Source organism: Salibacterium aidingense DSM 18341 (assembly GCF_000429685.1).
In the GTDB taxonomy this organism is placed as follows: Bacteria; Bacillota; Bacilli; order Bacillales; family Marinococcaceae; genus Salibacterium; species Salibacterium aidingense.
Genome location: NZ_KE386940.1, coordinates 136,113 through 162,509, shown reverse-complemented (window position 1 = coordinate 162,509; position 26,397 = coordinate 136,113). Strand labels below are relative to the sequence as shown.

Annotated in this window: 28 protein-coding genes; 17 read left to right on the top strand and 11 right to left on the bottom strand. The window is 44.8% G+C overall.

Translation table 11 applies throughout. The features are described 5' to 3' along the window. Positions 1–39 precede the first annotated feature (39 nt). Together G475_RS0122875 and G475_RS0122870 are read right to left on the bottom strand one after the other, a co-directional pair. Positions 40–1,014, bottom strand: coding sequence for a GDP-mannose 4,6-dehydratase (locus G475_RS0122875; protein ID WP_026703234.1), 975 nt, complete (start codon positions 1,012–1,014; stop codon positions 40–42). A gap of 35 nt (positions 1,015–1,049) precedes the next feature. Then, positions 1,050–1,805: an SDR family NAD(P)-dependent oxidoreductase gene (locus G475_RS0122870; protein ID WP_026703233.1), complete on the bottom strand. Its 756-nt coding sequence runs from the start codon at positions 1,803–1,805 to the stop codon at positions 1,050–1,052. 166 nt (positions 1,806–1,971) lie between these two features. On the opposite strand from G475_RS0122870, the gene G475_RS26150 reads away from it, so the two are divergent. From G475_RS26150 to G475_RS0122840, 6 genes are all read left to right on the top strand, one after another. Next, positions 1,972–3,153 carry a glycosyltransferase gene (locus G475_RS26150; RefSeq protein ID WP_035712547.1) on the top strand — a complete coding sequence of 394 codons (1,182 nt, stop codon included), beginning with the start codon at positions 1,972–1,974 and terminating at the stop codon, positions 3,151–3,153. A 29-nt stretch (positions 3,154–3,182) separates the two neighbouring features. Next, on the top strand, positions 3,183–4,193 hold the full coding sequence (locus G475_RS0122860) for a glycosyltransferase family 4 protein (protein ID WP_026703232.1): 1,011 nt from the start codon (positions 3,183–3,185) through the stop codon (positions 4,191–4,193). A gap of 207 nt (positions 4,194–4,400) precedes the next feature. Next, positions 4,401–4,595: a hypothetical protein gene (locus G475_RS0122855; protein ID WP_026703231.1), complete on the top strand. Its 195-nt coding sequence runs from the start codon at positions 4,401–4,403 to the stop codon at positions 4,593–4,595. An 89-nt stretch (positions 4,596–4,684) separates the two neighbouring features. Beyond that, the gene (locus G475_RS0122850) at positions 4,685–5,182 is read left to right on the top strand and encodes a spore coat protein (RefSeq protein WP_026703230.1); all 498 of its coding nucleotides are present in this window, start codon (positions 4,685–4,687) and stop codon (positions 5,180–5,182) included. Between the two features lie 103 nt (positions 5,183–5,285). After that, positions 5,286–5,963, top strand: coding sequence for an acyltransferase (locus G475_RS0122845; protein WP_026703229.1), 678 nt, complete (start codon positions 5,286–5,288; stop codon positions 5,961–5,963). Between the two features lie 35 nt (positions 5,964–5,998). Continuing rightward, complete coding sequence (locus tag G475_RS0122840) at positions 5,999–7,012, top strand: D-glucuronyl C5-epimerase family protein (RefSeq protein ID WP_026703228.1); 1,014 nt, start codon at positions 5,999–6,001, stop codon at positions 7,010–7,012. Positions 7,013–7,019: 7 nt separating this feature from the next. On the opposite strand, the gene G475_RS0122835 is transcribed toward G475_RS0122840, so the two are convergent. Next, positions 7,020–7,931, bottom strand: a complete 912-nt coding sequence (locus G475_RS0122835) for a glycosyltransferase (protein ID WP_233275835.1) — start codon at positions 7,929–7,931, stop codon at positions 7,020–7,022. A 141-nt stretch (positions 7,932–8,072) separates the two neighbouring features. Next, on the bottom strand, positions 8,073–8,723 hold the full coding sequence (locus G475_RS0122830) for a nuclease-related domain-containing protein (protein WP_026703226.1): 651 nt from the start codon (positions 8,721–8,723) through the stop codon (positions 8,073–8,075). 177 nt (positions 8,724–8,900) lie between these two features. Here G475_RS0122830 and G475_RS0122825 point away from each other — a divergent pair, with 177 nt between their 5' ends. Next, complete coding sequence (locus G475_RS0122825) at positions 8,901–9,080, top strand: H-type small acid-soluble spore protein (protein WP_026703225.1); 180 nt, start codon at positions 8,901–8,903, stop codon at positions 9,078–9,080. A 57-nt stretch (positions 9,081–9,137) separates the two neighbouring features. Here the strand turns inward: G475_RS0122825 and G475_RS0122820 are convergent, their stop codons facing one another. From G475_RS0122820 to G475_RS27475, 3 genes are all read right to left on the bottom strand, one after another. Further along, positions 9,138–9,356 carry a YdbC family protein gene (locus G475_RS0122820; RefSeq protein ID WP_026703224.1) on the bottom strand — a complete coding sequence of 73 codons (219 nt, stop codon included), beginning with the start codon at positions 9,354–9,356 and terminating at the stop codon, positions 9,138–9,140. Between the two features lie 149 nt (positions 9,357–9,505). After that, the gene (locus G475_RS0122815; protein WP_026703223.1) at positions 9,506–10,009 is read right to left on the bottom strand and encodes a ferritin; all 504 of its coding nucleotides are present in this window, start codon (positions 10,007–10,009) and stop codon (positions 9,506–9,508) included. Positions 10,010–10,114: 105 nt separating this feature from the next. Continuing rightward, positions 10,115–10,279 (bottom strand): hypothetical protein, encoded by a 165-nt coding sequence (locus G475_RS27475; RefSeq protein WP_156911872.1) that lies wholly within the window; start codon positions 10,277–10,279, stop codon positions 10,115–10,117. 242 nt (positions 10,280–10,521) lie between these two features. Between G475_RS27475 and G475_RS0122805 the strand changes: the two genes are divergently transcribed. After that, positions 10,522–11,472 carry an L-lactate dehydrogenase gene (locus tag G475_RS0122805; protein WP_026703222.1) on the top strand — a complete coding sequence of 317 codons (951 nt, stop codon included), beginning with the start codon at positions 10,522–10,524 and terminating at the stop codon, positions 11,470–11,472. 91 nt (positions 11,473–11,563) lie between these two features. Beyond that, entirely contained in the window at positions 11,564–11,938 is a 375-nt protein-coding gene (locus G475_RS0122800) for a DUF2512 family protein (protein WP_026703221.1), read from the top strand. 488 nt (positions 11,939–12,426) lie between these two features. On the opposite strand, the gene G475_RS0122795 is transcribed toward G475_RS0122800, so the two are convergent. Then, on the bottom strand, positions 12,427–14,124 hold the full coding sequence (locus tag G475_RS0122795; RefSeq protein WP_026703220.1) for a putative ABC transporter permease subunit: 1,698 nt from the start codon (positions 14,122–14,124) through the stop codon (positions 12,427–12,429). Then, complete coding sequence (locus G475_RS0122790; RefSeq protein ID WP_026703219.1) at positions 14,121–14,909, bottom strand: ABC transporter ATP-binding protein; 789 nt, start codon at positions 14,907–14,909, stop codon at positions 14,121–14,123. The genes G475_RS0122795 and G475_RS0122790 overlap by 4 nt, the downstream gene beginning before the upstream one ends. Before the next feature lie 357 nt (positions 14,910–15,266). On the opposite strand from G475_RS0122790, the gene G475_RS0122785 reads away from it, so the two are divergent. The 3 genes from G475_RS0122785 to tatC all read left to right on the top strand — a co-directional run bounded on the left by G475_RS0122785 (position 15,267) and on the right by tatC (position 17,721). Then, complete coding sequence (locus G475_RS0122785; protein WP_026703218.1) at positions 15,267–16,697, top strand: alkaline phosphatase PhoX; 1,431 nt, start codon at positions 15,267–15,269, stop codon at positions 16,695–16,697. Positions 16,698–16,711: 14 nt separating this feature from the next. Further along, positions 16,712–16,933, top strand: coding sequence for a twin-arginine translocase TatA/TatE family subunit (gene tatA / locus G475_RS0122780; protein ID WP_026703217.1), 222 nt, complete (start codon positions 16,712–16,714; stop codon positions 16,931–16,933). A 71-nt stretch (positions 16,934–17,004) separates the two neighbouring features. Continuing rightward, entirely contained in the window at positions 17,005–17,721 is a 717-nt protein-coding gene (gene tatC / locus G475_RS0122775; RefSeq protein WP_026703216.1) for a twin-arginine translocase subunit TatC, read from the top strand. Positions 17,722–17,724: 3 nt separating this feature from the next. On the opposite strand, the gene G475_RS0122770 is transcribed toward tatC, so the two are convergent. Next, entirely contained in the window at positions 17,725–18,930 is a 1,206-nt protein-coding gene (locus G475_RS0122770; RefSeq protein WP_026703215.1) for a CHAD domain-containing protein, read from the bottom strand. A 208-nt stretch (positions 18,931–19,138) separates the two neighbouring features. Between G475_RS0122770 and G475_RS0122765 the strand changes: the two genes are divergently transcribed. The 4 genes from G475_RS0122765 to G475_RS26610 all read left to right on the top strand — a co-directional run bounded on the left by G475_RS0122765 (position 19,139) and on the right by G475_RS26610 (position 23,289). Continuing rightward, complete coding sequence (locus G475_RS0122765) at positions 19,139–20,155, top strand: LLM class flavin-dependent oxidoreductase (RefSeq protein WP_026703214.1); 1,017 nt, start codon at positions 19,139–19,141, stop codon at positions 20,153–20,155. A gap of 270 nt (positions 20,156–20,425) precedes the next feature. Beyond that, positions 20,426–22,066, top strand: a complete 1,641-nt coding sequence (locus G475_RS0122760; protein WP_026703213.1) for a hypothetical protein — start codon at positions 20,426–20,428, stop codon at positions 22,064–22,066. After that, on the top strand, positions 22,056–22,259 hold the full coding sequence (locus G475_RS0122755) for a YwbE family protein (RefSeq protein ID WP_026703212.1): 204 nt from the start codon (positions 22,056–22,058) through the stop codon (positions 22,257–22,259). The genes G475_RS0122760 and G475_RS0122755 overlap by 11 nt, the downstream gene beginning before the upstream one ends. A gap of 4 nt (positions 22,260–22,263) precedes the next feature. Next, positions 22,264–23,289: an exonuclease domain-containing protein gene (locus G475_RS26610; protein ID WP_051302842.1), complete on the top strand. Its 1,026-nt coding sequence runs from the start codon at positions 22,264–22,266 to the stop codon at positions 23,287–23,289. A 525-nt stretch (positions 23,290–23,814) separates the two neighbouring features. Here the strand turns inward: G475_RS26610 and G475_RS27470 are convergent. Continuing rightward, positions 23,815–24,090, bottom strand: a complete 276-nt coding sequence (locus G475_RS27470; protein ID WP_026703211.1) for a hypothetical protein — start codon at positions 24,088–24,090, stop codon at positions 23,815–23,817. 979 nt (positions 24,091–25,069) lie between these two features. Here G475_RS27470 and G475_RS0122740 point away from each other — a divergent pair. Further along, entirely contained in the window at positions 25,070–25,363 is a 294-nt protein-coding gene (locus tag G475_RS0122740) for a YczI family protein (protein WP_026703210.1), read from the top strand. Positions 25,364–26,397 lie beyond the last annotated feature (1,034 nt).

The window sequence follows — 26,397 nt, the reverse complement described above, 5'->3', positions numbered from 1 at the left end:
AACCGGGTATCGGTTAATAAATCGATCCCCGGTTTCCTTTTATTCTTCTTTGGAAACGTGTTTTCGTATCCAATCCACTGTTGAGCTTATACCTTCTGCAAAATCAGTTCGATGCTGTTTTCCGATAAAGGTTTCCAGTTTTTTTACGCAGGCCCAGTGATTGTCAACATCTGCGGTTCGGTTAGGCTTTTTAACAACATCTCCTTTATAACCCATCACCTGCATAATGGTTTTTATTACTGTTTCCACCGATAATTGTTGATTTGAGGCAATATTTACACTTTCTCCCGATGGCAAAACCGAAAAGAGCTGAACGACAACCTGCACATTATCTTTGACATAGATAAAGTCTCTCGTTTGCTGACCGGAGCCATGGATCTCCGGTGCTTCTCCATCTAATATTTTTTTTATCGTTACTGGGATCACCCCGGCCAAGGGACCTACTGTATTCTGGCGCGGTCCATAGTTATTGAAAGGTCTAACAATAAAGGCATCTACCTCAAACATATTAACGTAGGATTGCAGCAATAAATCTGCCGATGCTTTCCCAGCGGCATAGGTGGTCGTTGGAACAAAAGGATGCTCTTCATTCATGGGCTGGTAGACAGCGGACCCGTAAGCCTCCGAAGAAGAAAACTGGCACAAAGTCTGAAAAACCTTCTTCCGCTGCAGTTCCAATAGATTGCTTAACACGGTAACATTGGTTAAAAACGCATTAGACGGATTGATAAACGAATAATTTAATGGTTTTGTTGCACAGTTAAATACAATCTGAATATGATACTCTTTCATCGTGTGATGAAGAATGTCCCGGTTTTCTGCATCGTCCACGTGAAGGATAGCGCCTTTATCAAGAGCACTCCTCAGATTTTCTTTTCTTCCCACAAAGAGATTATCGAGAATGACTACTTTTTTTGCCCCTTCTTCTAATAATTTATCGGCCAGATGGCTTCCGATAAAACCTGCTCCACCAACGATCAATATATTACTATCTGCAATAGCAGGACGTTTCAAGATATACACTTCCTTTCCAAGTAACCTATTCTGTATTAAAAATTTAAATGGGATTGACCGCCATCAACATTTATCGTGGATCCTACAATCCAATAAGCTTTATCAGAAGCTAAAAAAACCGCTGCATTCCCTATTTCCTCCGGTTTTCCTAAACGTCCCGCAGGAATATTCTTCTTTGCATATTTTTCTAAAACATGGGGGTCTGCTTGCAGTCGGCGCTTCCATATTTCATTAGGATGGTAAACGGCGCCCGGAGCAATGCCGTTGACACGAACATTATATTTTATCATTTCTGAACTGAAGGACTTCGTGAAACTATTCAAAGCTGCCTTCGAAGCGTTATAAGCCGACGTCCCCCCCGCTTCTCTTCCATAAATAGAAGAGATATTTATAATCGAGCCGGACTCATTGGCCACCATGTAGCTGGAAGCCAGCTGACTCATATGCACAGCAATGGTGAAGTTTACATTCATCGCATCCTCATAAACAGTATAGGGAGTGGACAGCGGGGGTCCTCCGAAACCTGCTCCAATATTATTTACTAATACATCAATTCGGTGAAAATCCTGGATAAACGCCTCCATCAGCTGTTCTCTGTGAGGGGATACGGATAAATCTTTTTCATACGTCTGTATCCCAAGCTCTTTCTGAACGGAATAAAGTTCCTCTTTGTTCCGGGCCGCTGCCCCCACCATTGCCCCTTCCTGTTGAAAAGCGGCAGCAATAGCTTTACCTATTCCTCTTGAGCCTCCTGTGACTAATACTTTTTTTCCCTTTAATTGCAAATCCATCATATCTACTCCCACCGCATAATTACTACTAAGCATATGAAAGGAGAATCCACATTGTCACGGTAATAAGCCCTTTTGCAGCAGAGCCTGAGTCATTTTTTCCTGACTGGACACATAATGTATAAACAAAGAATTACTGTATCCATTAAAGGATGGAGGATGAGTATTGAGGACAAAGGTATGTTTTTTATTAAACTCCCTTTCTTTTTTAGATGAACGGGTTTTTGAAAAGGAAGGAAAAAGTCTAGTCAAACAGGGATACGAAGTCACCATTATTGCCCCGAAAATAAAAGGGGCGTTATTTGATGTAAATGGCAGTCCTTTTTCTAATCGTTTTCAAAAAGAGGTATTTATCCACCAAAATATCACAATAAAAACCTATGAATACACCCATAAAGTGGATCCTGCTGCCGCTCATCCTCTTTATCTTACTGGGTTAAAAGAACGCGCTGACATTTATCACGCCCATGAATTACAATCTTTCCATATTGGGAAGGAAATTAAGCGCACGCTGCGTACCGGGGAAAACAAAATGACAAAGTTACTATATGACAGTCGTTGGGTTGACCCCGACCCATACAGCGATACTCCAAAAGAGTCGATTCGACAGCGGGATATAATGCTTCTGGAAAGTTTAAAAGAAGTGGATTATATCATCAGTACTTCCGAGTCGATGAAAGCCTGGTATTTATCCAAATATCCTCGTATCCCGGTTGAAGTGATTTACGATTCACCTCCCCTTGTTTCTTCTTACCATCTAAAGGGGAGAGAATCAAAGACATTCACTGCCGCTTTTACTGGAGCTCCATCAAAGGAAAACAGAGAGATGATTGTTTCCTGCATGCGAAAAGGCAGAGAAGATATTGATTTGCGTTTTAAAGTGATCGGCGGGGGCAGCCAGGTCTTTGTTCCTGATCAGCTCAGCCCGTATATAACTATGACAGACTTGTTACCTTATGATTCCCTTCCGAAAACACTGGCCGATGTGGACACTGGGTTCATCAATATGGATTCCTCCCGTTCCCTTCATGACTCCTTTGCTTTACCAAGTTCGTTTTTTACTTATTTAAATAACGCTGTTCCCGTCGTAGTAAGCAAATGTCATGAGATGGAGCATTTTATACGTACGTATCACTGCGGCATTGTTATTAACAAACAAAAACCAAAACCGGAAGACTATGTAGATGGTTTTCTATATTTATACCGCCACAAAAATAAAGCCAGAGAGATGAGCTGGAACGCTCGAAAAGTCATGGAAGATCATTTTAACTGGAGTTATATGGAAAAAAGATTACTCAAAGTTTACAACTCCATGCGAGGGGATAAACCGGGATACCTCATGACCTAAACCATGGAAAATCAAGGAGGCTGCTGACTGTGAAAGTTCTACACCTGCCATATGGTTCTCCTATGATTGATTTATGCAGGGCTCTGCGTAAAAAAGGGATAGACGCCGCCGCATGCCATTTTGATGAAAACCGGTTTCAGTTTACTCCCGACATTTGTTTACGGCTTAACATATTATCCAAAGTAGAAAGAGAGGCATATCTTCATCAATATTTAAAAAGAGCCATGAAAGAATATGATATTTTTCATTTTCATTTTGGGGAAACGTTTTTTCCGGATAAAAGCGATTTAAAGCAGTTAAAGCAGGCCGGAAAAAAAATGGTAGTTCATCATCATGGATCAGATGTGCGGATGATCTCCATCGCGAAACAAAATAATCCTCATGTACGAGAGAAGCCGGGTTGGTCGGAAGAAAAAATTCATCATAATTTGACTGTCTTGTCAGATTATATCGACCACGCCTTTGTCCAAGATTATGAGTTAGAACCATATATTAAAAAATACTACAAACAAATCCATGTTATCCCCCACACAATAGACACAGAACAGATAAAACCCCACTACCCGGACCCCGCACAGAGGGTTCCTAAAGTGGTGCATGCTCCCACTGCCCGGGACCTGAAAGGAACCGATGCTGTGTTGCAAGCTGTGAACCAATTAAAGCAGTCCGGTACAACGTTGGATTTTCAGTTAATTGAAGGAAAATCTTATAAAGAAACATTGCAGCTTCTTTCAGAATCTGATGTTGTCATCGATCAATTACGAATAGGAGCCAGCGGTTTTATTAGTTCTGAAGCCATGGCTCTTGGAAAAACGGTGATTTGTTATATACGGAAAGATCTAGAGAGTAAGTATCCTTCTGGGTCCCCCATTGTTAACGCCACCCCCGACACAATTACCGAGGTATTAAAGGAAGTCGTCCAGAATCCTCAAAAGCGGTATGATCTCGGAGTTAAAGGCAGACAATATGTTGTAAAACACCACAGCATGGAAAAAACGGCAGAACAGTATATTGATGTTTATCAACAGTTGAAGATTTAAAATGTCCTGAAAGAAACGCTTTTCTTAGCGTGGGCCTCCTCATGCTAAGAAAAGCGTTTTTTGGTGGTATTGCCTGTTTAAGGGGCCGTGATAGAGGGACAGCAGTGGAATCTTTCAGAAATAGGCTGGAATGTTAGTAATCTCCCTATACAATAGTGAGACATTTGCATTTGATGGATATAGAAACGGAATAAAGGAGGGAAAAACATGCAGCAAAATCCAAGACTAACCGAAATGTTAGTAAGAAAACTCTTGAGAAAATATAATGTCGACCCGTCTTCCATTGAGGTTTCAGAAGAAGATAGACAGATGTTGCAGGGTATCATCCAGCAGATTGAAGAAGAAGTAAATCAATTTTTGGAGAACCAACAGGTCTCTGAAAACTCTAACACAGATAATTAAATAATAGAAAAACAAACGAATATATTAGGTAGATTGTCCAAACCACTCCATCTCTTCATCATATAGTGTAACAGAAAGGAGGTAAAAGAATGGGTAATTGTAAAGATAGAGATAGAGATAGAAGAAGAAAGAGGGATAGAAGAGACAAAAGGAAATGGGATGCGCTGGATCCATCCTGCACCCACGGCGGAATGTCTTCTTGCGGTACTGGTGGAGAAACACAATCAGCCGAACAATCGAGTAAAACGGTGCAGGCATCGGAAGAATATATCCAGGTGGTAGACTCTTGTGATGTTACGGTCTCCACCGTCGATACGAAAGGTGCCTTGAACTTACAGGCAGCATTACAGGCAGCCCTTGTGATCATCATTACCATTACCATCTTCGGGGGCGATGCTTCCCAGGCTGATGAATTCACGCAGGATCTGCTGCAATCTTCGAAAATCAAGCAAGTCACTTTCCAGCAAACCTATATTGAAAACAGCAGAGATGTCACCATAGAAACAAACGATACGCAGCTTGCCCTCAACATTCAACTGCTGTTACAGCTCCTATTAGCTGTAGCCATCGTAGTAGATATCTTCTAAAAAACCTCACGCGAAACCGGTTATTTTACCCGGTTTCGCGTATCTTCCTATACTTATCACCCAAGCAAGCAGGATAAAAGAACAAGTAGAGAGGGGATGTACGATGTCTGATCCATTTCAAAACGTGCAAACCGGAAAAAATGTGGTTATCGAAGAAGATGTCCATATCGGAAAAAATGTGGTCATTGGACATAACACCGTGATCTTACCTGGCACTTCCATAGGGGATAATGTGAAAATCGGTGCTAATTGTGTAATAGGAATCTACCCAGAGGGAAATAACAGTATGCGCGAGAGCTCCCAAAACGTGCACCCCTTAATAATCAAAAACGGTACAAAAATCGGGCAGTTGGTCACGATTTATGCCGGAACTCTCGTAGGCGAAAATGTGTTTATCGGCGATCTTGCCAGCATCAGAGAACATGTACTCGTAGGAGAAGGCACGGTTATTGGAAGATCGGCTGTTATTGAATTAAATAGTAGAATCGGAAAAAACTGTACCGTTCAAACGCTGGCTTACGTAACTGGGGATACCATTTTAGAAAATAACGTATTTCTCGGTCCAAACGTCTCCATGGCAAACGATAAATATATGGGAGCCAAAGCATATACTTTACGCGGCCCTTATATTAAGCAGGGAGCAAAAGTCGGAAATAACGCCTCCCTGCTTCCAGGGATTCAAATCGGAGAAGATGCTGTGGTTGGAGCCGGAGCCGTAGTGACAAAGGATGTAGAAAGCGGCCTTGTCGTAACAGGTGTACCTGCAAAAAACCAATCATAAAAAAGCAGGAATAGGAAGAAAGAAGGGAAAACGATATGTATCGGGACATTACTATCATCTTACATGAACTAGGAAAGGACACGGGAAAACAAATAGATAACGAAATATATGTTCCTTATCGTCTGTTAGAAAATGTTTATCATTCGGCGGCCAAGTGGACATCGGAAAATAAAGTATTTAAGATCAGTCCCACTCATGCTGACGCTCTTGAGATAACCAATTACCATCCGGGAGGCAATTATTTGCACTATGACAAAAACCGAGTGGAAAACTGGAATGTAGTATTTGACAAGAATGGCATTCCCAAAACGGTTTATCCTTCTGGAGAATTTTATAACCCTTCTACAATTGCCCATTACGGTTTACAGCACTACAGCCTGTTTTTAAAAAATAATCAGGCAGAAAATAAACAAAAATTTCTGGCAGCGTCCGAATGGTTCTTACTGGCCCAGGATAATCGGGGCGGGTGGACGTACCAATTTGATCACGATTTTTATCCCGAAAGAGTGCAAAAACTTAAAGCTCCCTGGTATTCAGCCATTGGCCTGGGAATGGCTTTTTCCCTGCTATCCAGAGCCTCTTATTTGACGCAGAATAAAAAATACACGGTGTCTGCGATAAAAGCTTTACCCCTGTTCCAAACTCCAGTGCACCAAAACGGTGTCCTGGCTAAATTCGAAGACAAGTTTCCGTTTTATGAAGAATGTCCAACTGAACCACCAAGTTTTATTCTCAATGGGTTTATGTTTTCCCTGCTTGGTCTGTATGATTTATACCGGATGACAAACAATGATGATCCTCTGTTCTTATATAATCAAGGCATGACTACATTAAAAAGAATGCTTCCCCTGTATGATTTGGGGCACCGTTCCGCATACGATTTAACGCATTATACCACAGGACACGGAATACCAAATGTTGTTACGTGGGGATATCACATCACCCATCTGCATCTGCTGGCGGCTCTTTATTCTATTGAAAGAGCTACGGGGCTCCAAGAAATTATGACGAGATGGAAGAGTTATCTAAAAGGACAATTTAAGTTCTAGCAAATTATTACTGCTGAAGGATGCGATTAATCTGGGTCTCCAGCTGTTTCACTCTCACACGCTTCGAATGAAATTGATGAACAAAATCGTACCCCTGTGCACTTATTTTTTCTCTTTCGGTTTGATGCTGCAGATAATAGTCCGCCTTCTCTTTAAAATCCGTTTCATCCACCGCCACAAAATGATGACCTGGGATAAATCCAAGATCTTCTAATTCAGGAAATGTCGGCGCCAGCAGCAGAGTACGGCAGGCCAGTGCTTCAAAATACTTTTTGACAGGATAATAATAGATAGAGGGGCAGGTAAAAAACAGCTTTGCTTTGCTCAATTCTTTGGCATACCTTCCACCTATCAGATACTCTTTGTCGCCTTCTGCGGGAAGGGTATGATAGCCCGGGTGCGGATGGTACACAAATCGATGGTCATGTTTATACGTCTCGCATATTTTCCGGCGGAGCGGATAATGATCATCAACGGCTCCCATCATTAAGAGATCGATATTCTTTTCCTGCGGATAATCGTTAAACAGAGACGGATCAATGAAATGAGGTAACCATATCATCTTATGTTTATGGGCCGGATAGATCGATAGAAACGTGTCCCGGACCATTGAAAATATATATTGAATGTTGTTCTTTCTAATATAGTTATCTCTTATTTTGGACAGGCGGTGGACGTCATTTACAAACAAACCGGCCGGGATGTTAATAGTGGATAGCCCTTTCACCCGCGGATGCAGTCTTTGACCGATGTCGTTTAATAGCAATATAAAATCCGGCCATTCGGGAAGCTGGTTCAGGATATAGTGGATATGGCCGGGTTTCCTCCAAATATACAAGTCGTGCACGGCTGCAAGTTCTTTTTCCAATAAAGAAAAATTATTATCAACAAACCGGGAGGTGTCATACCCAATCCACAATATTTTGATGAGACCCTCTCCTCCTGTCTAATAATACATCCTCCCTATATTGTATGACGGAACTTGGGTATCATGTTTACGAGAACGAAGAAAAAACTTAACCAGGGGCACCCGCCCAGGTCCCAGCCACTTACGATGTAACTAATGTTTTTTGGCTGGCTTTCTATGCTTTTCTTTTCCCTTGACCGGGCGGATCTGATTGGAGGAAATGGTTTGATACATGGACTCCATGACTGTTTCCGTAATTAAGGGCGCTGTATGCTGAAACCTTGCTACAAATAATTTTCTATGAATGTACTCTGCGAGATTTTGTTCATGTACTACTAATTCATTGGAAACCATTTTGCAGAGTCCCGGATCTATTTTAAATGTACAGTTTTCCTTAAAGGAAACCATAGAGATAAAGGAATTATGGTACCTTGTGTCCACTAAAGGTTTTAAAGCTTTTATACGTTCCTTCATTGATATAAATGGATTTTCTATCTCTTCCCGCTCATTAAGAAACCACGTATTCTCTGACAGGCGCCCGTCTATGGTTCCTTCCTCGCAGCGGTGAGTAATTAAAAATATGCAATAGGGAGAAATAACGATACCATCCATAAAGGAATAACCAGCAGAAGCCTCCGGATTTTTCAATAAAATGTTCCTGATGCATTTCAACTCTCCAGGCAGCTGTTCAAACTGCTTGTCCAGCCGGTCATTCAGCTCCTCTGCCGGTACTTCGCCCACGTTTTTAAAAGCCTCTATTTTATCCCGATTCTGCTTTTTATGAAAAAAAAGGTTAAAAAGCATCGTTATCCTCTCCCGTTTCCTCTCTCCTTACTTATTATATCGTAACGAAGCGGCAATACTTGAGGAAGGAAACACAAAAAAGTTAAAAAATTGTGAGTGTATACAGAAAGTTGTTGAAAAAAGTATAAGAAAAGGCCTTTTCTCCACAATAAGAACAAAGACACTGGAGGGGATAAAGTGGACGTATTACGAGCTCAGGAAATTTCAGAATCACCGGTTATGGCAGATGTAACGTATGATGGGACCCCCATCTATATTCAACATGTGTATGAGGAGAGCAATACAGCGAGAATCTATTCCCTGGATGACCCCGACCAGGAATTAACCGTCCCGTTGTATCACCTAGAGGAACATTAATCGAAAAACATTCACATTTAATAAACCGGACCAGATGCCGTGCACTGGTCCGGTTTATTAATCCAGCGAGTGGAGCAATGTTTGAAGTTCCACAGCTTCTTCTTTGGTTAGCGTAATCCCTTTTCCCATTTTTTCTTTCCCGGGAGCCCAGTCCCTTATATCATACTTCGGGTCCCGGCCATTCCAGCTGACTAGATTCAGCTCTTTCGTCCAGCCTTTTGGCGATTCTGATAATACGCCTAGATGAGCGGTGATTTCATAATTGATATCTGCCATACTATCTTAACTGCTCCTTTTGTTTTTTTATCTTTAATTATACAATAAGAAAAGGATCCGGTACGATATGAAAAATGGTCCGGCCAAGAGTGTCCCATGGCATAGAAAAACGGAGACCGAATTAAACCGGGCTCCGCCTTGTATTTTATTTATTCAGATACATTGAATTTGCGCTTGCCGAGTTCTTCTTCCAGCATGAAAAAGGCATTGCTGTCACTGTCAATCCGCTTCAGCTTTTGAATCAGGTCATCAAACAGGGATTCTTCTTCAATCTGCTCTTCAATAAACCAATTTAAAAACGTCATGGTCGCATGCTCCCGTTCATCCAAAGCCATGTCCGCAAGCTTGTATATCCGCTGTGTCACATCTTTTTCCTGTTCCAGGCCTTTTTCAAATGTATTCAGTACAGAGGAAAATTCATTGTTCGGGCTGTCAAAACCGTGCACGTAAACGCGCTCGCCCATATCATTCAGAAAATGATAAAATTTCATTCCATGAAACCGTTCTTCTTCGGCCTGTACGAGGAAGAAATTCGCAAACCCGTCCAGGCTTTCCGCTGAGCAGTAGGCTGCCGCCGCCATATAGGCGTGTGCCGAATAAAACTCGTAATTCAACTGTTCGATTAAACCGTTTTTCAGCTTATCACTTAACATCATGCATCACACCTTTTCGCATTTTTCCACAATTTTCACTTCTCTATTTTAATCATATCATTGGAAAAGGTGAATGTCATAAACGTGCTTTTCTTTTTCCCCTTTCTACACGCTGTTCTGCTGGCGTTCCGCCTGAACTTCTTTTTTCGCTTCTTCAAGCAGCTCTTTTTCTTCTTCTTCCCGGTATTCCCATAAATTATTGTATACTTCCATCAGGCTTTCTTCCGGCAGACTGTCGATCAAAGCGTGAATATCATCCCGCAACGACATAGAGATGCTCCTTTCCTGCAAATGTTATTCCTGAATTTTAAAGGACGCTTGATCCCCCTTAACAGCTGCTTCTTCTTGAATCCCCTTTTTCCTTACCTATTATTTTACCTATATTTCCGCATTAATAAACTTTTTTAAACTATTTCACACTTTTTTCACATTTTTACGTGAAAACATTCACAATATTTATGTTAAACTATAATTGTGAAATGATTCACATGTTATACAAGGAGGTATGAACGATGAAACACAATAATGTACAGCGTGTCGTTATCATAGGAGCAGGAGCTGTGGGCTGCAGCTACGCCTATTCCCTGCTCCACCACGGGACGGCCGGTGAGATTGTGCTGATAGATGTCCATCAAGAGAAGGCGGCGGGAGAAGCGATGGATCTAAACCATGGGGTCCCTTTCGCTCCTGCGCCAGTGAGCATATGGAGCGGGGATTTCACGGATTGCAGAGAAGCGGATCTGATTGTAATGACGGCCGGTCTTGCCCAAAAACCAGGAGAAACACGGCTGGACCTTCTTACAAAAAATACAGAGATATTTGAACAGATTGTAAGGCAGGTCATGGAAAACGGCTTCGATGGTATTTTTCTTGTCGCCACCAATCCTGTGGACCTCCTGACGTATGTCACTTGGAAGGCTTCGGGCCTGTCCCGGGAAAGAGTCATCGGCTCAGGAACCGTTCTTGATTCTGCACGTCTGCGGTACATACTCGGTGATTACTTTGATGTGGATGCAAGGAATATTCACGCTGCGGTCATCGGTGAGCACGGGGATACGGAACTACCGGTATGGAGTCATGCCACCGTTGGAATGCAGAACATCAAAACCCTTTTAGAAGAAAAAGCAGTGGATGAAAATAAGCCTTTGGACACTATTTTTGAAAATGTCCGCGATGCGGCTTACCACATCATACAGCGGAAAGGGGCTACCCATTTCGGTATCGGAATGTCGCTCCTGCGGATAACAAAAGCTATCTTGAACGACGAACAGTCCGTGATGACCGTGTCCGCCTATCTGGACGGAGAATACGGCCAGCATGATATGTATATCGGCGTACCGGCTGTCCTCGGCCGGGGCGGAGTCCGGGAGATTATTGAAATTGAGCTCAATCCCCGGGAACAAGAACAATTCACTTACTCTGCCAATGTTCTAAAAAAAATGATGAAGCAGGCAGCACGGTAACGTTTACCATATTCGATTGTTTAACGAATACAGGATACGGAAAAAGGACAATATAGAAACATCGAAGACCAGTGCCAAAGGAGGCATTTGTATGGAACACACCAAAGCCCTGCTTTTAAAAGGCGTAACGACACTTGTTGTCCTGTTTCTTATCCTGGGCATCGGATATGGCGTTTCTTTCTTAACTGTCCTTCTATTAACCCTTGTTGTAGGTGCCGTATCTTATCCCGGAGACTTATTTATTCTACCCCGCATCTTAAATCTGCCTGCTGCCATTGCTGATTTTGTACTTGCTTTTCTTTTACTATGGGGAGCAGGTTCTTTCCTAGTGGATCCCGGAGTGCCGTTGGCTGCTGCTTCCGCCATCGCTGCTGCCGTCCTGGCTGTGTGTGAATATTATTTTCATTTATACCTTGCCACGCACGTGCTGCCTTCCAACAACCGCCTGATGATGGACACCCAGTGATTCCTAAATAAGAAAAACCACTCACTTGGCCTGTTTGGCCGTGCGTCCGCTGCAGGCGGAGTCACGGCCGTTTTAAAGGCCGTCGACACAGCTATCCCCTCTCACGGTCCGTCGATCAACCTTTCTATAGTGCTCTCTAATCTAAGGGAGACCCCTGGAGACCACCAGCTCATAGGTTTACGTTCATAGTAGCCTCCAAAACAGCTGTTAAACCCATTAGCAGGAAAAAAAGGAGAAGCAGTGTTCTTTAAATGCTCTTGGAGGACACGAACAGAAAACAGGAGACAGCTACTGTCTTCCAATCCTCCCATGAACCCCGCTAGCAAAAAGTAACTCCGTTGGGCTGTCCTCCAATCTCCCTCACTTCATCAACGATTGAGCTTTTTTCCAAACTTAGCTCCTCCTGGTGAAGTCGCCTGTCTTTTCGCTTGGATCGAAAAACAAGGCAGAGAGAGGAATTCTGCCCGTTTTTTGTCTTTGTGCTGCCTCTATCCTTTTTCCTTCAGCATTTTCTTCGCGGCCAACTGGATAAACCATAAGGTACACCCCGCCGTTAACAGGAAAAAGATTATAATGCTTCCAGTTGTCATTGCTATGGTATTTATCATTTTCCATTCAAGCAGACGCGCTCCTGCCCCGGCTGTCCCGCCTATAAATCCTGGCATCGCCCTGCTGAGGGTATGGAAAAAGTCCGTATAGGAAGCAGGAACAGCCAGGATAAAAAAGGGAGCGATCACAGCAAATACGTAAACATAGGACATTACCAGCAGCAGGAGGGAAGGAGCAAATTGAATTCGATTTTGTGGATTAGCCGGGTTATATTTTCCCCCAATGATGCCAATCCAAATTCCCATGGCACTAATCCCAACGCTGACCAGACCATTCATTAGCAAAGACGCAGCAAACTGCCAAAAAGCCCAGCCAAGAAAAATCCCGGCTGCTGTTTCTATCATCGATACCAGAATCCATGGAAGAAGCCAGCTGATCCATAATTTCCCGAGTACGATCTGTTTTCCGGTAATAGGAAGGGCCGGCAGGATCGAGTTTGAGACTGTTTCTCTTGCCACAAAGGATGCAGCGATGCTGCCGTTGAAGAAAGCGAACATAAGGAATACGACCGCCTGCACAACAGTCCACGTTAATAAAGGGTCCCATTCTCTTATGCCGGCTGCCTCTGCTCCGCTGGTAAAGTAACCCGCCCCGACAAAGATAAAAAAGAAGACAAACGGCATGAAAATCAGCCATTCCCGCACATCCCGTTTCATATACCTCCATTCTTTCCATCCGATTTCTGTTACCACATGGCGGACCTTTGTCATGGTTTTTGCTGCCGCTGCTTTCTTTTTCTTGTTCTTTCCTTCGTTCAGCTGAATCCAGCCGGTACGGAATCCTTTTTCAACCAGAATGGAGGCAAGAAAAGACAACCCAACCGCGGCTGCGAATAACAGCAGCAAGGGGAACAGAAAAGAGCCGTCCCCTTCCATCGCTTTTGTTAATGCGGACGCTCCCCAGCTCATTGGAAGCCATCCCGGCATCTCCGGCACGATTCCGGACTGCAGATTAGTAAAGTCCTCCTCATCCATGAAAAAGTTGGGAATTTGAAAAATCCCGTATACCAGTAAACCGGAAACTGCACTCATTGCTGTCATCAATTCATTTGCTCTTTTTGCCGGGATAATATGGACAAGGCCCATATTGATGAAATACGCTAACGCAAGCCCCAGCGCAAGAAACGAAATTAAAATCAATGGAAGCGCCGGATAATAAAACCAGTGAGCCCCAACACGAGCCCCGTAGGGAATCCCCAGAAAGAACGTAAAAATAAATAAAATGGCCGGCACTCCTATAAAACTCTGCATATATTTTACCCAGTAAATATGGCGGGCCTTGATTGGAAGCGTAAACAGCAGGGATAAATCATTGGCAGCATATAAGTGCTTAAACACCTGGGGAATCCCCATCAGCAGTAAGAATCCCATCATCATCAGAAACACATAAGAGAATAATAAGCGCAGCCATTCCACCGCATAGGTTTCCGGAAGGGAGGTGATCATATTCATCATTAAAAGCAGTACGCCAAACAGCACCAGTCCTGCGATCGCATAACCCGCATTCGTTTGCGCGCGGTTGGTTTCCATCGTATGTTTTGCTATTTTCCATTGGACGTTTAATAAAACACGGATCATGGGGATTCCGGCCTTTCCTCCGAAAGTTCCCGTATGAGATCCTGCTGCTCTTCATCTCCGGTCAGATCGAGAAAAATATCTTCCAGGCTTGCGCCGTCAGCGGTTTGACTTTGGCGGAGCTCTTCCATGGTGCCAAGGGCGATGATTTCTCCATTCCGGATAATTCCGATCCGATCACACATCTGCTCGGCGATTTCCAAAATGTGTGTCGAAACAAATACCGTCGTTCCTTCGCGGCACAGCTGAAGCAGTAAATCCTTTAACGTCCGGGCACTGCTCGGGTCAAGGCCTACGGTTGGTTCATCCAGAAACAACACATCCGGATCATGCAGCAGCGCTCCAGTCAGAGCCATTTTTTGTTTCATTCCGTGGGAATAGCCTTCTATTAACTCATGGGCCCGGTGTTGCAGCGAAAACAGTTCCAGCAGCCGGTCTGCTTTTTGTTTGGCACGGTCTGCGGGGATCCGAAAGACAGAAGCGATAAATTGTATGTATTCCCAGCCGGTTAACTTGTCATAAAGCTCCGGCTGGTCCGGAACATACGCAATCTTCCGCTTCGCTTTCAGGGGTTTTTTCCAGATGTCGGTCCCTGCGATTTCCACAGTACCTTCCGAAGGTTCCAGCAGTCCTGTCATCATTTTGATTGCTGTCGTTTTTCCTGCTCCATTCGGCCCCAGGAATCCGAACAATTCCCCTGTGGTGACCTCAATGTTGATATCAGACACAGCTGTAAATGACCCAAATTGTTTCGTTACATTTTGCAAATATATGGCTGGATGAGACATATTGTTCCCCCCTTATCTATTTGTACGTTTTCTCTATGTGCTTCGTTTCAAGGCTGTTATCTCCTTTTCACTTTCCCTTTACAATCTTAACCAACCGAAGTTCTTCTATCCTTCCCAAGATGCAGAATGTTCTTATTCCATGCTTCGATTTCTAGGTTCGTTCTATCTCTATTGGTTTAGATTATCATCTTTGGTTTTCTGCATCCTTCCCTGTATGTTGAGGCTTTTGGTCTAAAATGACTTCTCTACCTATTTTTACAGAAACTACATGGTTTATCAAAACTAGTTTGCTAGATTAATGATAGAGCTTACTTCTCGGGTAAGCTTCCACTTTTACTATGAAAAGGAGGAATTAACGTGGAGAAGCACATGAACCGTCGTGATTTTTTAAAGGCCGGGAGTATGAGCGCCGTTGCCTTAACCATGGCTTCTGCCGGCCTAGGTTCCCTGGGGACAGGCTCTTCTGCCATGGCTGCAGGCCCCAATAAAAATCCTTTTTTCGGATTCGGTCCTCTGCAGAAAGATCCAGGCGGCGTCCTTGATCTTCCCAAAGGCTTTCAATACCGGATTATTTCAGAAGAAGGAGATAAACTGGCGGACGGTCGTCCTATCCCGGCCATGTTTGATGGAATGGCGGCTTTTCCCGGCAGGCATCATTCTACGATTCTCGTGCGGAACCATGAATTAAGCGGCAATCATGACTATCCGGTGGAAGGAAAAAACCCATACAATAAAGAAGCCACCGGCGGTACGACAGCTCTGGTCGTTGGCCCCCACCGCAAAACCACAGCGGAATATATCACGTCTTCTGGAAATATCCGCAACTGCGCAGGCGGGCCTACTCCTTGGGGAACCTGGCTGACCTGTGAGGAAACATTAAACCGCGGACACGGGTATGTGTTTGAAATTGATCCAACGGATCCGGAGGGCTCCCTTTCCAAAACACCCATCCGTGATATGGGAACGTTCTCCCATGAAGCCACGGGGATTGATCCCGAAACCGGGATTGTTTATTTAACAGAAGACCAGGGGCCGAGCTTTTTCTTCCGATTTCTTCCGAATAATCGAGAACAAAAACCCGGGGCACTGCAGGAAGGCGGCACACTGCAGGCGGCAGCTCTGGAGGAGAAACCTTCTTCCATGGCCTCTGATTTTGATGACGGGCAGGAATTCAGCATTGTCTGGAAAGAGGTCGATCCTGAAAAACCATCGGATGATGCGATAAAAAAAGACTGTATCCAGTTTTCCCGTCTGGAAGGAGCTTACTTTGCCGGAGGGGTATTCTGGTTTGATGACACCTCCGCCGGTGATAAAAATCTTGGCCGGGTCTACCGTTATATTCCAGCCACCAATACCTTAGAGCTTTTCTACGAATCTACCAGCCAAAATGATCTTGAAATGCCCGATAATATCTGTATTACGCCCTGGGGCGATTTATGGATAGCCGAAGACGGCGGCGGCGTAGACCGTATTATCGGCATGACTCCGGAAGGAGAGGTCTACACGTTTGCCGAAAACCGCTTAAATGATTCCGAGCTGGCCGGACCCACTTTTTCCTCCGATGGCAGAACCTTTTTTGTCAATATTCAAAGTCCAGGCATTACGTTTGCCGTCTGGGGGCCGTTTGCACGAAGAAATGCGGCACGCCAGCGGCAGATGGGACATGCCCCGCCGCCGGCTTCCTATGCTCCGCAGATCCCCGATAAACTTTCTGCTTTTGCCGAACGCAAAGGTCTGACCAGTCTCGAAGCTGCTGCCTTTCACCGGCACGGCATGCCGATTTTGTAAAGGAGGACGAAATAATGCCGTACAACATTGGAATTCCCGGGTTGATCCTCATCCTCGTTATTGCTCTCATCATTTTCGGGCCGTCAAAGCTTCCGGAAATCGGCCGTGCTTTTGGGAGCACACTGAAAGAGTTTAAAAAATCAGCCAATGATTTGATGAACAGCGATGATACAAATGATCAGAATCAAACGAACATTCATCCGCTGGAAAAAAACGAGGATAAAACCGGAAGTTAAGAAATAAGAAAACGGGCAGGCCTGAAAAAAGCCTGCCTGCTTCTATGTATAGTAAGGGGGTAAGCTGATTAATGGAAGATTTGAATGTAACGGAGCATCTGCGCGAACTTCGAAAAAGAATTTTGATCACTTTTTTCTCCTTTTTGTTCGCGTTTGGAGTCTCCTTCTTCTTTGTACCGAATATTTATCAGTTTCTTCTTCAGGATGTAGATGGTAAGCTGGCACTGCTCGGACCTGGTGATATTCTTTGGGCCTATATGATGATGGCAGGGGTGGTGGGAGTGGCTGTTACTCTGCCAATTGCAGCGCTGCAAGTCTGGAAATTTGTCAGCCCCGGGATGACTGCCAGGGAGCAGAAAGCTTCCCTTTCCTATATTCCGGGACTGTTCTTTTTGTTTTTGGCAGGGCTGGCGTTCGGCTACTTCGTTTTGTTTCCTCTTGTCCTATCGTTTTTGGAAAGCCTGGCCGGCAGTCAATTTGAAACGTTTTTTACGGTGCAGAAGTACTTTTCCTTTATGATGAACCTGACACTGCCATTTGGTTTTTTATTTGAAATGCCTGCCATTATTATGTTTTTGACCCGGCTTGGCATTCTGCAGCCTAACCAGCTAATGAAGAAACGAAAATATTCTTATTTTGGCCTGATTGTCCTTTCTGTTTTGATCACCCCGCCTGATTTTATGTCGGATGTGCTCGTGATCGTTCCTTTGCTGTTTCTTTACGAATGCAGTATCGGTCTCAGTGTCATCGTGTATAAAAAACACTATGCCGCAGGAAACGAAATGTAAACATTACCACTTTATATAAGAGACGGACTGCTCGAGTTCTGCTCTCAGCTTATCTTTTACTTCCTTTATTTCTTCTGCCGGAGCTTCGATTTTCTTGCGGCTGTCTTTCAGTTTGCTTAGCCAGTCCCGGATATCATTAATATCTCCGAATTGGCGTTGATACTGTTTATATCTTTCAGCACGGGACTCGTAAACCGTACTGTGAATCTTACTTACGTAAAGATAGATGTAGCGGAGCTGTTTCGCTTGAATGCGAACCTCATGAAGAGCTTTCAAAGCCGGCTTGGAGGTTTTTCCTTCTTCTGCTGCTGCTTCCTCGTACGAAGTCACGGCCTCGGTGAATGTCTGTTCATACTCTGCTATTCTATTTTCTATCTCAAGCGGCATCACTAAACGGTACAGTTCTTTAGAAATAAAGGCGTCCCAGCGGCGTTCAAATTTTTCATTGATGATCTGCGGCAGGTTTTTTTCCAGTTTTCTCTGTTCTTTCCGCCGCTTTTCATCTACTATTTCTTTCACTTGATGGAATACGGCAGCATGCGTCTCCTTCTCTTCGTTTGCTGCTCTTTTCGCGAAAGCTTCAATAAGCACATCTCTTTCCCTTACTTTGCCCAGGTGCCGATGAGCTTTCTGGATTTTTTCCAGCAGTTTATGGTCTTTTTTCATTCCTAAAAACAGCAGCAGCATCTGCAGCCGGCGTCCTTTTACCCGCGCTTGATGAAGATCTTCCCTATCGGTGAAAGACACCGCCTTTTGGCAGTATTCGATGTATTCGTTTTGTAGTTCATCCAAAACAAGGCGCCAGCGCTCCGCGATTTTCTCATTACCGGTGGTAAGACAGGGCTCACAGAGAAATCCGTCTTTAATTTTTAACAGGGATTCTCTGGCCCCACAAATGCTGCATCTCGTATGCAGCCCCTGGAGCCGGATGGTATCCTGATCAAGTTCTACCTGAATTTTTTCCCCCTGCTGCCAGTTATATTGATGGCGCAGCTCGGCTGGAATAAGAAGACGTCCCTGCTCATCAAGAACCTTATGCTCCTCTGGTACGTCCCTGGAAGTTACTTTAGTTACCAGCACCGCCCGATTATTTTTTTGATGTTTTAACAGAAGTGGCTCATCCACTAAAGCTAACTGCTCCCGCAGATGTTTTGGAATGACGACGCGCCCCATCGCATCAACCTGCCTGGTTTGTGTTTTATCTGCCATTTTTCTTCCCCCGCTTTTCCCTTTTTCTTTCTCTTTCCCTTATTCCTCTGCCCGAAACTATGAATTCTCCGGCTGAAATGACAGGTAGTTATTTGACACCCGGTGTATGTGCTCAGCCATTCCTTACAATCAAATTATTTTGGAACCCTAAAGAAAATTGATAAAATAAAATCGGTTTATTTTTAATATAGAAGGAAGTTGAATAGATATGACCAATACATTTGAAAATGTACGCTATTCTGCGCTGGATTTATCTCCCATCGTAGAAGGGGGCACTGCCGCTGATTCGTATCAGAATACGGTAGACCTGGCCCGTCATGTGGAAAAGTGGGGTTTTGAGCGTTACTGGCTGGCCGAGCATCATAATATGCCGTTTATCGGGAGTTCTGCTACCTCTGTTCTGATTGGCCACGTAGCCGGCGCCACCTCAACGATCCGGGTGGGGTCAGGCGGCATTATGCTCCCGAACCACTCTCCGCTTGTGATTGCAGAACAATTCGGCACCCTGGAAACATTGTATCCGGATCGGATTGATCTCGGTCTCGGACGCGCCCCCGGCACCGACCAGCTGACGATGCAGGCGCTCCGCCGCAATAGTAAAAGCGACGGCAGCGATTTTCCACAGCTGCTGCATGAACTTCGTCAGTACTTTGATCCGTCGCTTGCTTCCGGACCACAGCGGATCCGGGCCGTCCCCGGACAGGGGCTGACGATGCCGATCTGGCTGCTCGGCTCGAGCGGCTTCAGTGCCCAGCTTGCCGGCCAGCTCGGCCTGCCGTTTGCCTTCGCCAGCCATTTTTCACCTGATAATACCATACCGGCTATGAACCTGTACCGCGAATCGTTCCAGCCCTCCCAAGAACTGGAGGAACCATATGCCCTCGTCTGCGCCAATGTCATTGCCGCAGATTCCGACGAGGAAGCCCAATATTTAAGTACGACCATGAAGCAGCAGTTTCTCAATCTTGTCCGCAGCACGGAAATGAAACTGCAGCCGCCGGTGGAAGACATGGACAGCATCTGGACCGAGCATGAAAAATATTCGCTCCAGCGGCAGCTCGGCTCTTCCATAATCGGCGGACCGGAGAAAGTGAAAGCAGACCTGCAGACCTTTCTGAATGACACACAGGCCGATGAAATCATGGTGAACGCGCAGATTTATGATCACAGCGCCCGTCTGCATTCCTATGAAATCGTCGCTGACATAATGAACCCCTCCCGTTAAATGGAACCGGCTCCGATTTTTCCTGGATAGGGAAATCGGGGTTTTTCTATGATCAGCTGCCATTTTCTTTTTTACCCAGCTTGATTTTCTCCTTACCTGGGCTCGTTTATCAGCAGCAAACCTATTTCCTTATCATCCCAGCCCGTTATCTTTTTATGCCGGGCGATTATCTTTTTAACTCCCTGTTTTATTCGATTGTCACACGGATTTTCCTTCCGCTATGATACAATAGAGAAAAAAATTGTATGAAAGGATAAGGATATACATATTATGCTTCTTATCAATCCAGCACTTTATGAGTTATTAGCCGAAGATACCCTGCCGGAGGATGTCGTTCTCCCGGAGAGCAGCCGTCTTCCCGGACGTTATGTACAGGAAGTCACGGCCCATTTAAAAAACATGCCCCGGTTTTTCCGGAGAAACCGCCATATGCTGACCTGCCGGCAATGCGGCCACCGGGCAAAATACAACATCGGCCAGCCGCTCCTCGATTATTCGGAAATCGATACCTCCCAGCTGATTACACAAGAAATGACAGCGGCAGATAAAGTCCAGTTTCCGTTCTATTTTCGTTGTGAAAACTGTAACACAGCCGGTGAATGGGATTGGAGCGAGCGACTGGAAAAATCGGTGTATCTTGGTGTGCTCGGAAATGCGGAGAATCCCGACGACCCATCGATTCCGGTGAATGGAGAGTCCCGCCTTTTTGATGATTACAAACCAACCTGGACCACAGATGGAGAGGAGCATCTGCTCCACTATTTGCGCAAGGATCCGGAAAATGCGTTTCTCTGGTACAAATTAGGCATTCTGTATTACAAGGGCCATCGGGCTGATCTTGCTGCCGCCGCTCTGGAACAGGCGGTCAAACTTGCCCCGGACCATACGGAAGCCCTTTATACCCTTGCGCAGATCCTCGACACCGTGAACCTGGAAGCGTCCCGGTTTTATTTTGTCCAGGTGCTGCTCAGCGTTCATCGGTATGCAGAGCTGGATCCTCTTATGCTCCGGGATGTCGCCGCACACAGCTTATGGGAACTCGAAGCTATGAAAAAAGCGGGAACAGGATCCGCTTTCCCGACAGCCGAAGATGCTGCCTCGATTGGCAGCGGGGCTCTGCAGGATTTTCTTTCGCTTTCCGATAACGAAATATGGGAGAAACTGGAGCACTTCCAGAACGAAGAGACAATGCTTGCCTCTTTTTACCCGCTCGCGGAGCTTTTTCTTGGAAGCCGGATAGAAGAACTTGAAGAGAAAGAACAAACCTGGCACCATCTGCTGGAGCCAGAGCGGGCCCGCGTGAAACAGGAAAATCTCGAAACATATAAGCAGCTCCGCCAAACCGGGGTCCAGCTCCATACTGACATTTTTTCCTACCTGGTGGAGAAAAACGGACCTCATATTATGCGCGACATGGGAGAATGGCTTGGCGTTCCCTTTGAAGAAGATGCCGTGTTTGACCGTGATGTGATCACCGATGCTGTGATTTATGAAAACAGGATCGATGGAAAGGCAGGCATTCATCATTATCAGGAAGAAAATTCGGAAGAAGGAAGCCGGAACTATTTTCTCGAACAGATGCTGAAAGCGGAGGCTTCCTTGTTTGATGTGAAAGGCGGAAGCAAGGTGGATGGCACAGTTTGTTTAACAGATCTCCTCACTGGTGTAGAGCGTGAAATCATCGATACCCACTTCAGCGTCCATGCCTCCGCCGGAGATTTAATTTATGCCAGACTCCTGCCATTTGAAGGGTTTTCGATGACTTCCGGGGTGTTCTTTTTATTTCCTTCCAAACACCATGACTTGATTGTCCGTCGGATTGCCGCTCTGAATAAACCAGCTGAAGCGTTTCGGGAAGCGTACCGGCTTTACCGGAAAGCAGGATACGGGGGGAACGCAGATGTCAGGTAACGGCCAAAGCAGATCAGCTCTGAAACCGGGAATGGAAGTAGCGATTGTTCTTAAACGGGATCAGCGTTCCGGGAAACGGACAAGAGGGGTGATCCAGGATATTTTGACCAATTCCCCCTCTCATCCTCACGGGATCAAAGTCAGGCTGACCGATGGAAACGTCGGCCGGGTGAAGGAAATTTTTAAAGGATGAGCTCATGAATAGAGACGTAGATGAATTTACTGCGATTCATAACACCATTAAAAAACACCGCAGATACAGCAGCGAGTTGATCGCTCTTTGTGAACAGGGAATGGAGCTGCTGCCGGAAGTGCTCCCTCATTTCACAGAGCAGCCCCGTTCAATTTTCTGCCGGGAAACGTTGATTCAGGCTTATGCCGCACGCGATCGTTTTCAAGAGGCACGGGACGTCGTAGATCGTGCAGATCAGGCGGGTGCTTATCCAGCGGAACGAAAAGAAGCCGTTCTTGCCCGGGTCGAGGCGATGGAAAAGGCAAAAGAAGCTCTTCATGCTTATATCCGGTCCCATCCGGGTATCCTCGAAAACGAGGCCGCGGCCGCGTTACAAAAAGAGTGCGATGAAACCGCCCTCCGCTGGTATACCGCAAATTCCTACACGGTGAAAAAACTGCCGGATTCCTCCGGTTATTCCCTTTGGTTTCCCGCCTCCGTTCCTGAGGAAAGACAGATAAAAGCCGCCGTCCTTGACGTGGAGACTACCGGAATGTCCAGAGCCCGCGATGAAATTGTCGAGATCGGGGTGATGCTCTGCCGCGTGGATCAGCAAAACGGGGAGATCACCGGAATTCTAGAAGAAGTCGACCAACTGCATGAACCCAGCTTTCCAATCCCGCCGGCGGTGTCCCGGATTCATGGCATTCGTGACAAAGACGTGGCGGGCAGGCAAATTGACTTCCCCCGGCTGGAGCGGTTGTTCCATGAAACGGATGTTGTCATTGCGCATAATGCTTCCTTTGACCGGAGCTTCGTGCAACGCTATTTTCCCGCTGCTGCGGCGATGAAGTGGCGTTGTTCGGTACAGGGCATAAGTTGGAAACGGTACGGCTTCCCGACGAGAAAACTGCTTGATCTCTGCCGGCGCCATCAGCTAACCCAGCACCAGAGCCACCGCGCCCTTGATGATGTCAAACTTACCGTCCAGCTTTTGCAGCAGCAGAGCCCGGCCGGAGAGTATTACATGAAAGAACTACTGGAGCAATGATCTTTCTAGTGTTTTTGAAAACACTACTATAACTTAACCATATGGTTAAGAGCAGTCCTGTTCCCGTTGTTTCATAATGTTATCAGGACTGCTCTTTTTAACATAGTGAACTGTACCCCAATTGTTGGACGCACAATGTAAAAACTGGAGGGGCAGTTTTTTTATGGCAAATTCCGCGTACCAGGTTGATGTTGGGTGGCAAAACCAACGTTGCTAAACCACCTCACCAATCCCTGAAAGTATTAGAATTTCCAAAAAAACTAGCGAAAAACTAATTATTCCAACAAAAACCAGAGTTCAGGGAACGTTTTATTTCCTCATTCTTTCTACCTGTCATGATTGCAGATATAATAAATACTGAAAGTGAAAGGATGCCTACAACCCCTAAAAATATTAATGATATTGTAATGATGAACACCCCTTTCATACCATGCTCTATTCGGTGATATAACGGTTTAAAACAACAGCAGGTGTAAATTTATTCGAGATTTACGCCTGTTTGCTACCTAATATCAAGTAGTTTAATCAATGCTGCCACCTTATCATCGTTGCCTGGATCAATAGATACTTGTTTTGTATTTCAATAATCGCTTGATAGACATCCTCACCAGCAGGGTTTTCCCCATCCCAACGCTTAGGGATATTGTATTCATTAATGGTGCCATTTCCATTACTGCTATACGTTACAGATCCATCTACTAAGCGGGAGCCTGATAACTGGATGACGTCTTCTGGATAGTCAATGCTCGTTTCATCATCAGCATGGAGTGGTTCACCAGTTGAAATATGTTCGACGTACAATGTGTCTATGTCTGGATTCGCTCCAAGCTGTAACCATACTCTGGCATATTCGATCTCGCTGGAAGAATAACTGGATAATGTATCACTTTTTTCGCTGTTAGATGGATTATTTGACTCTTTGTTTTCCCTTTCTTTCGAAGATGTTTTGTTAGAATCATCAGCACCGGTCTTTTACTCACAGCTGGAATTGGTTTGTATGTAGGGATTTATACTTTAGGTGAATAAATCTCTACCTACGTCACAAGGGGGAAACTTACTTCCCACTACTTGTAAATTTTTATTTTGGATTACCGAACCCATTTGATGATTTCCCTTCTGTTTAAAGCATTACGATTTATTGTTTTGATGTTATCATCATAATATGGTACAGTTAACACATAATAAAAGCTAGGGACAGCGATGAACTGCCCCTGCCTCTTGAAGATGCGAATGGTCCTTCAAAGAGGGCAACAATTTTATCGGGGAATTTAAAACCCCATCCTTTTTAGAGTTGCCGCTCTAATTTAAGGATGGGGTTTTACTTTTTGCCTGATGCCATGATAAGCAATACCGTTAGCAATATCATGATGATCTGAAAATCAGACATAGCACCACCCCCTTTCCACGGGGAGTGGCTGCCCATCCTTAAAGGAAATTCCCATTGCATCTAAAATCTATTATATCATGAAAGCGATTTCATTTTCTGCTATAAAAAGAATGAAAAATAAAAGTAGTCAAGTAGGCGAAAGGGGCGGAAATCGGTAACCTCCACCCTTATTCAGAAGATATCCACTTGTCTCTCTTTTTCCACCTAAAAATGAGGAGGAAGCTGCTTACAATGATTAAACCTGCATACGTGATTATTGTAAGAGACATAGGATAATCAGTGATTAACAAATAAGAAATGAGATATTGGGAGATCAAATATATTAAAATAACCGCTATTGGAACATAAATACCAATTAATGTAATATATCTTGAAATAACTCTGGAAATAAACGTGGACGTGGCTGCTGTTAGGAGAGATAAGATAAATACTGCGGCGACAGTAGGTCAAGATATAACCCAGAAACTCCATCCAGTAAAATTTAAAATGGAGAAAAGAATGAAGACTGGATCAAGTTACAGTTTTATAACCAAGGAACATAGAATAATGCCTTATATACATTTGCTTTTAGGAGGAATGTTTTTAGTTTGGGGAATAAATGAATTTCAAGAGTATCGAAAGGTAATGGCTGCTTTTCTTTTACTCACAGTTGGAATTGGTTTGTATGTAGGGATCTATACTATTTAAGCTGAAGAGGGCGTTTTCCTGAAATGCTGCAATGCGGTGGTAAAAATTTAGCAGAAATAAAAGGGGCTTGAGCTGCAATAATAAATGCAACAATCACCGAAATCCCATTTGATGATTTCACTTCTGTTAATGCAGCAAAACGGGCCAGGTAAATAACTGTCAAATAAATCTGATGTATGTAGTTCCCATCTTCGCTGGGAAGTATTACAAAGGGACACCATGAACATGAATCAGCTGCTTAGTTTCTCTCAGTCTATGTTTAAGACTACTATGCTGCTGAAAGCCGGCGCTAGTGGTTCCCATTTTCCGCTGGCGGACACTAACCGTAGATGATAGAGTTATAGTGTCCACAAAATCACTTTGGAAGACACTAAAACACCCTATCGATCACTTAGTATCCTCTCCCTCCCTACCATAAGAAAAGCGCAAGCGTCTGCTATCGGCGACAAGGGCTGAAGACCCGCCGAGGAGACTTGCCGCGAAAGTCGCGGATTGTCTTAAGGACATTCGGCTAAAACCGCCACATCCGGGGGCAACGCTGAATTGACCTGCATCCTGCAGATCCTCGGGCCGATGACGATGTAACTGGACCTTGAAAAGGCGAAATTTTATACTTGTCGATATTGTACAAAAAGGGGCTGGGACAAAATCATATAGGGCAGATAAAAATCCGAACGATTATCTTACATTTTCTATTAGAATTTGGCGTCGTTCGGATTTTTTCATGCGGCATCTGCCCTCTTAAAACACCCAATGGGAACGGAGTCTGCCGCTGTACAATCGCTGCGGCCGGTCCCTGCGCTTTCCATGGGGACGACTTCAGCTCACTTGGTAAAGAAGATCGCATTACCAAGTGAATCTTCAGTTCGTCTCCGTCCCATAGGAGCCTTCGTGGCCGGCCTCGACTGAATAGAGAGGGAGGTTGGGCCAAACAAAAGAAAAATTGGTAAAACGGACATCTTAGGGTTTATATAACAAGAACGTCCATTCAGCGGAGTCAAAATAGGTCGACTCCTGCGGGAAAAGCACGAGTC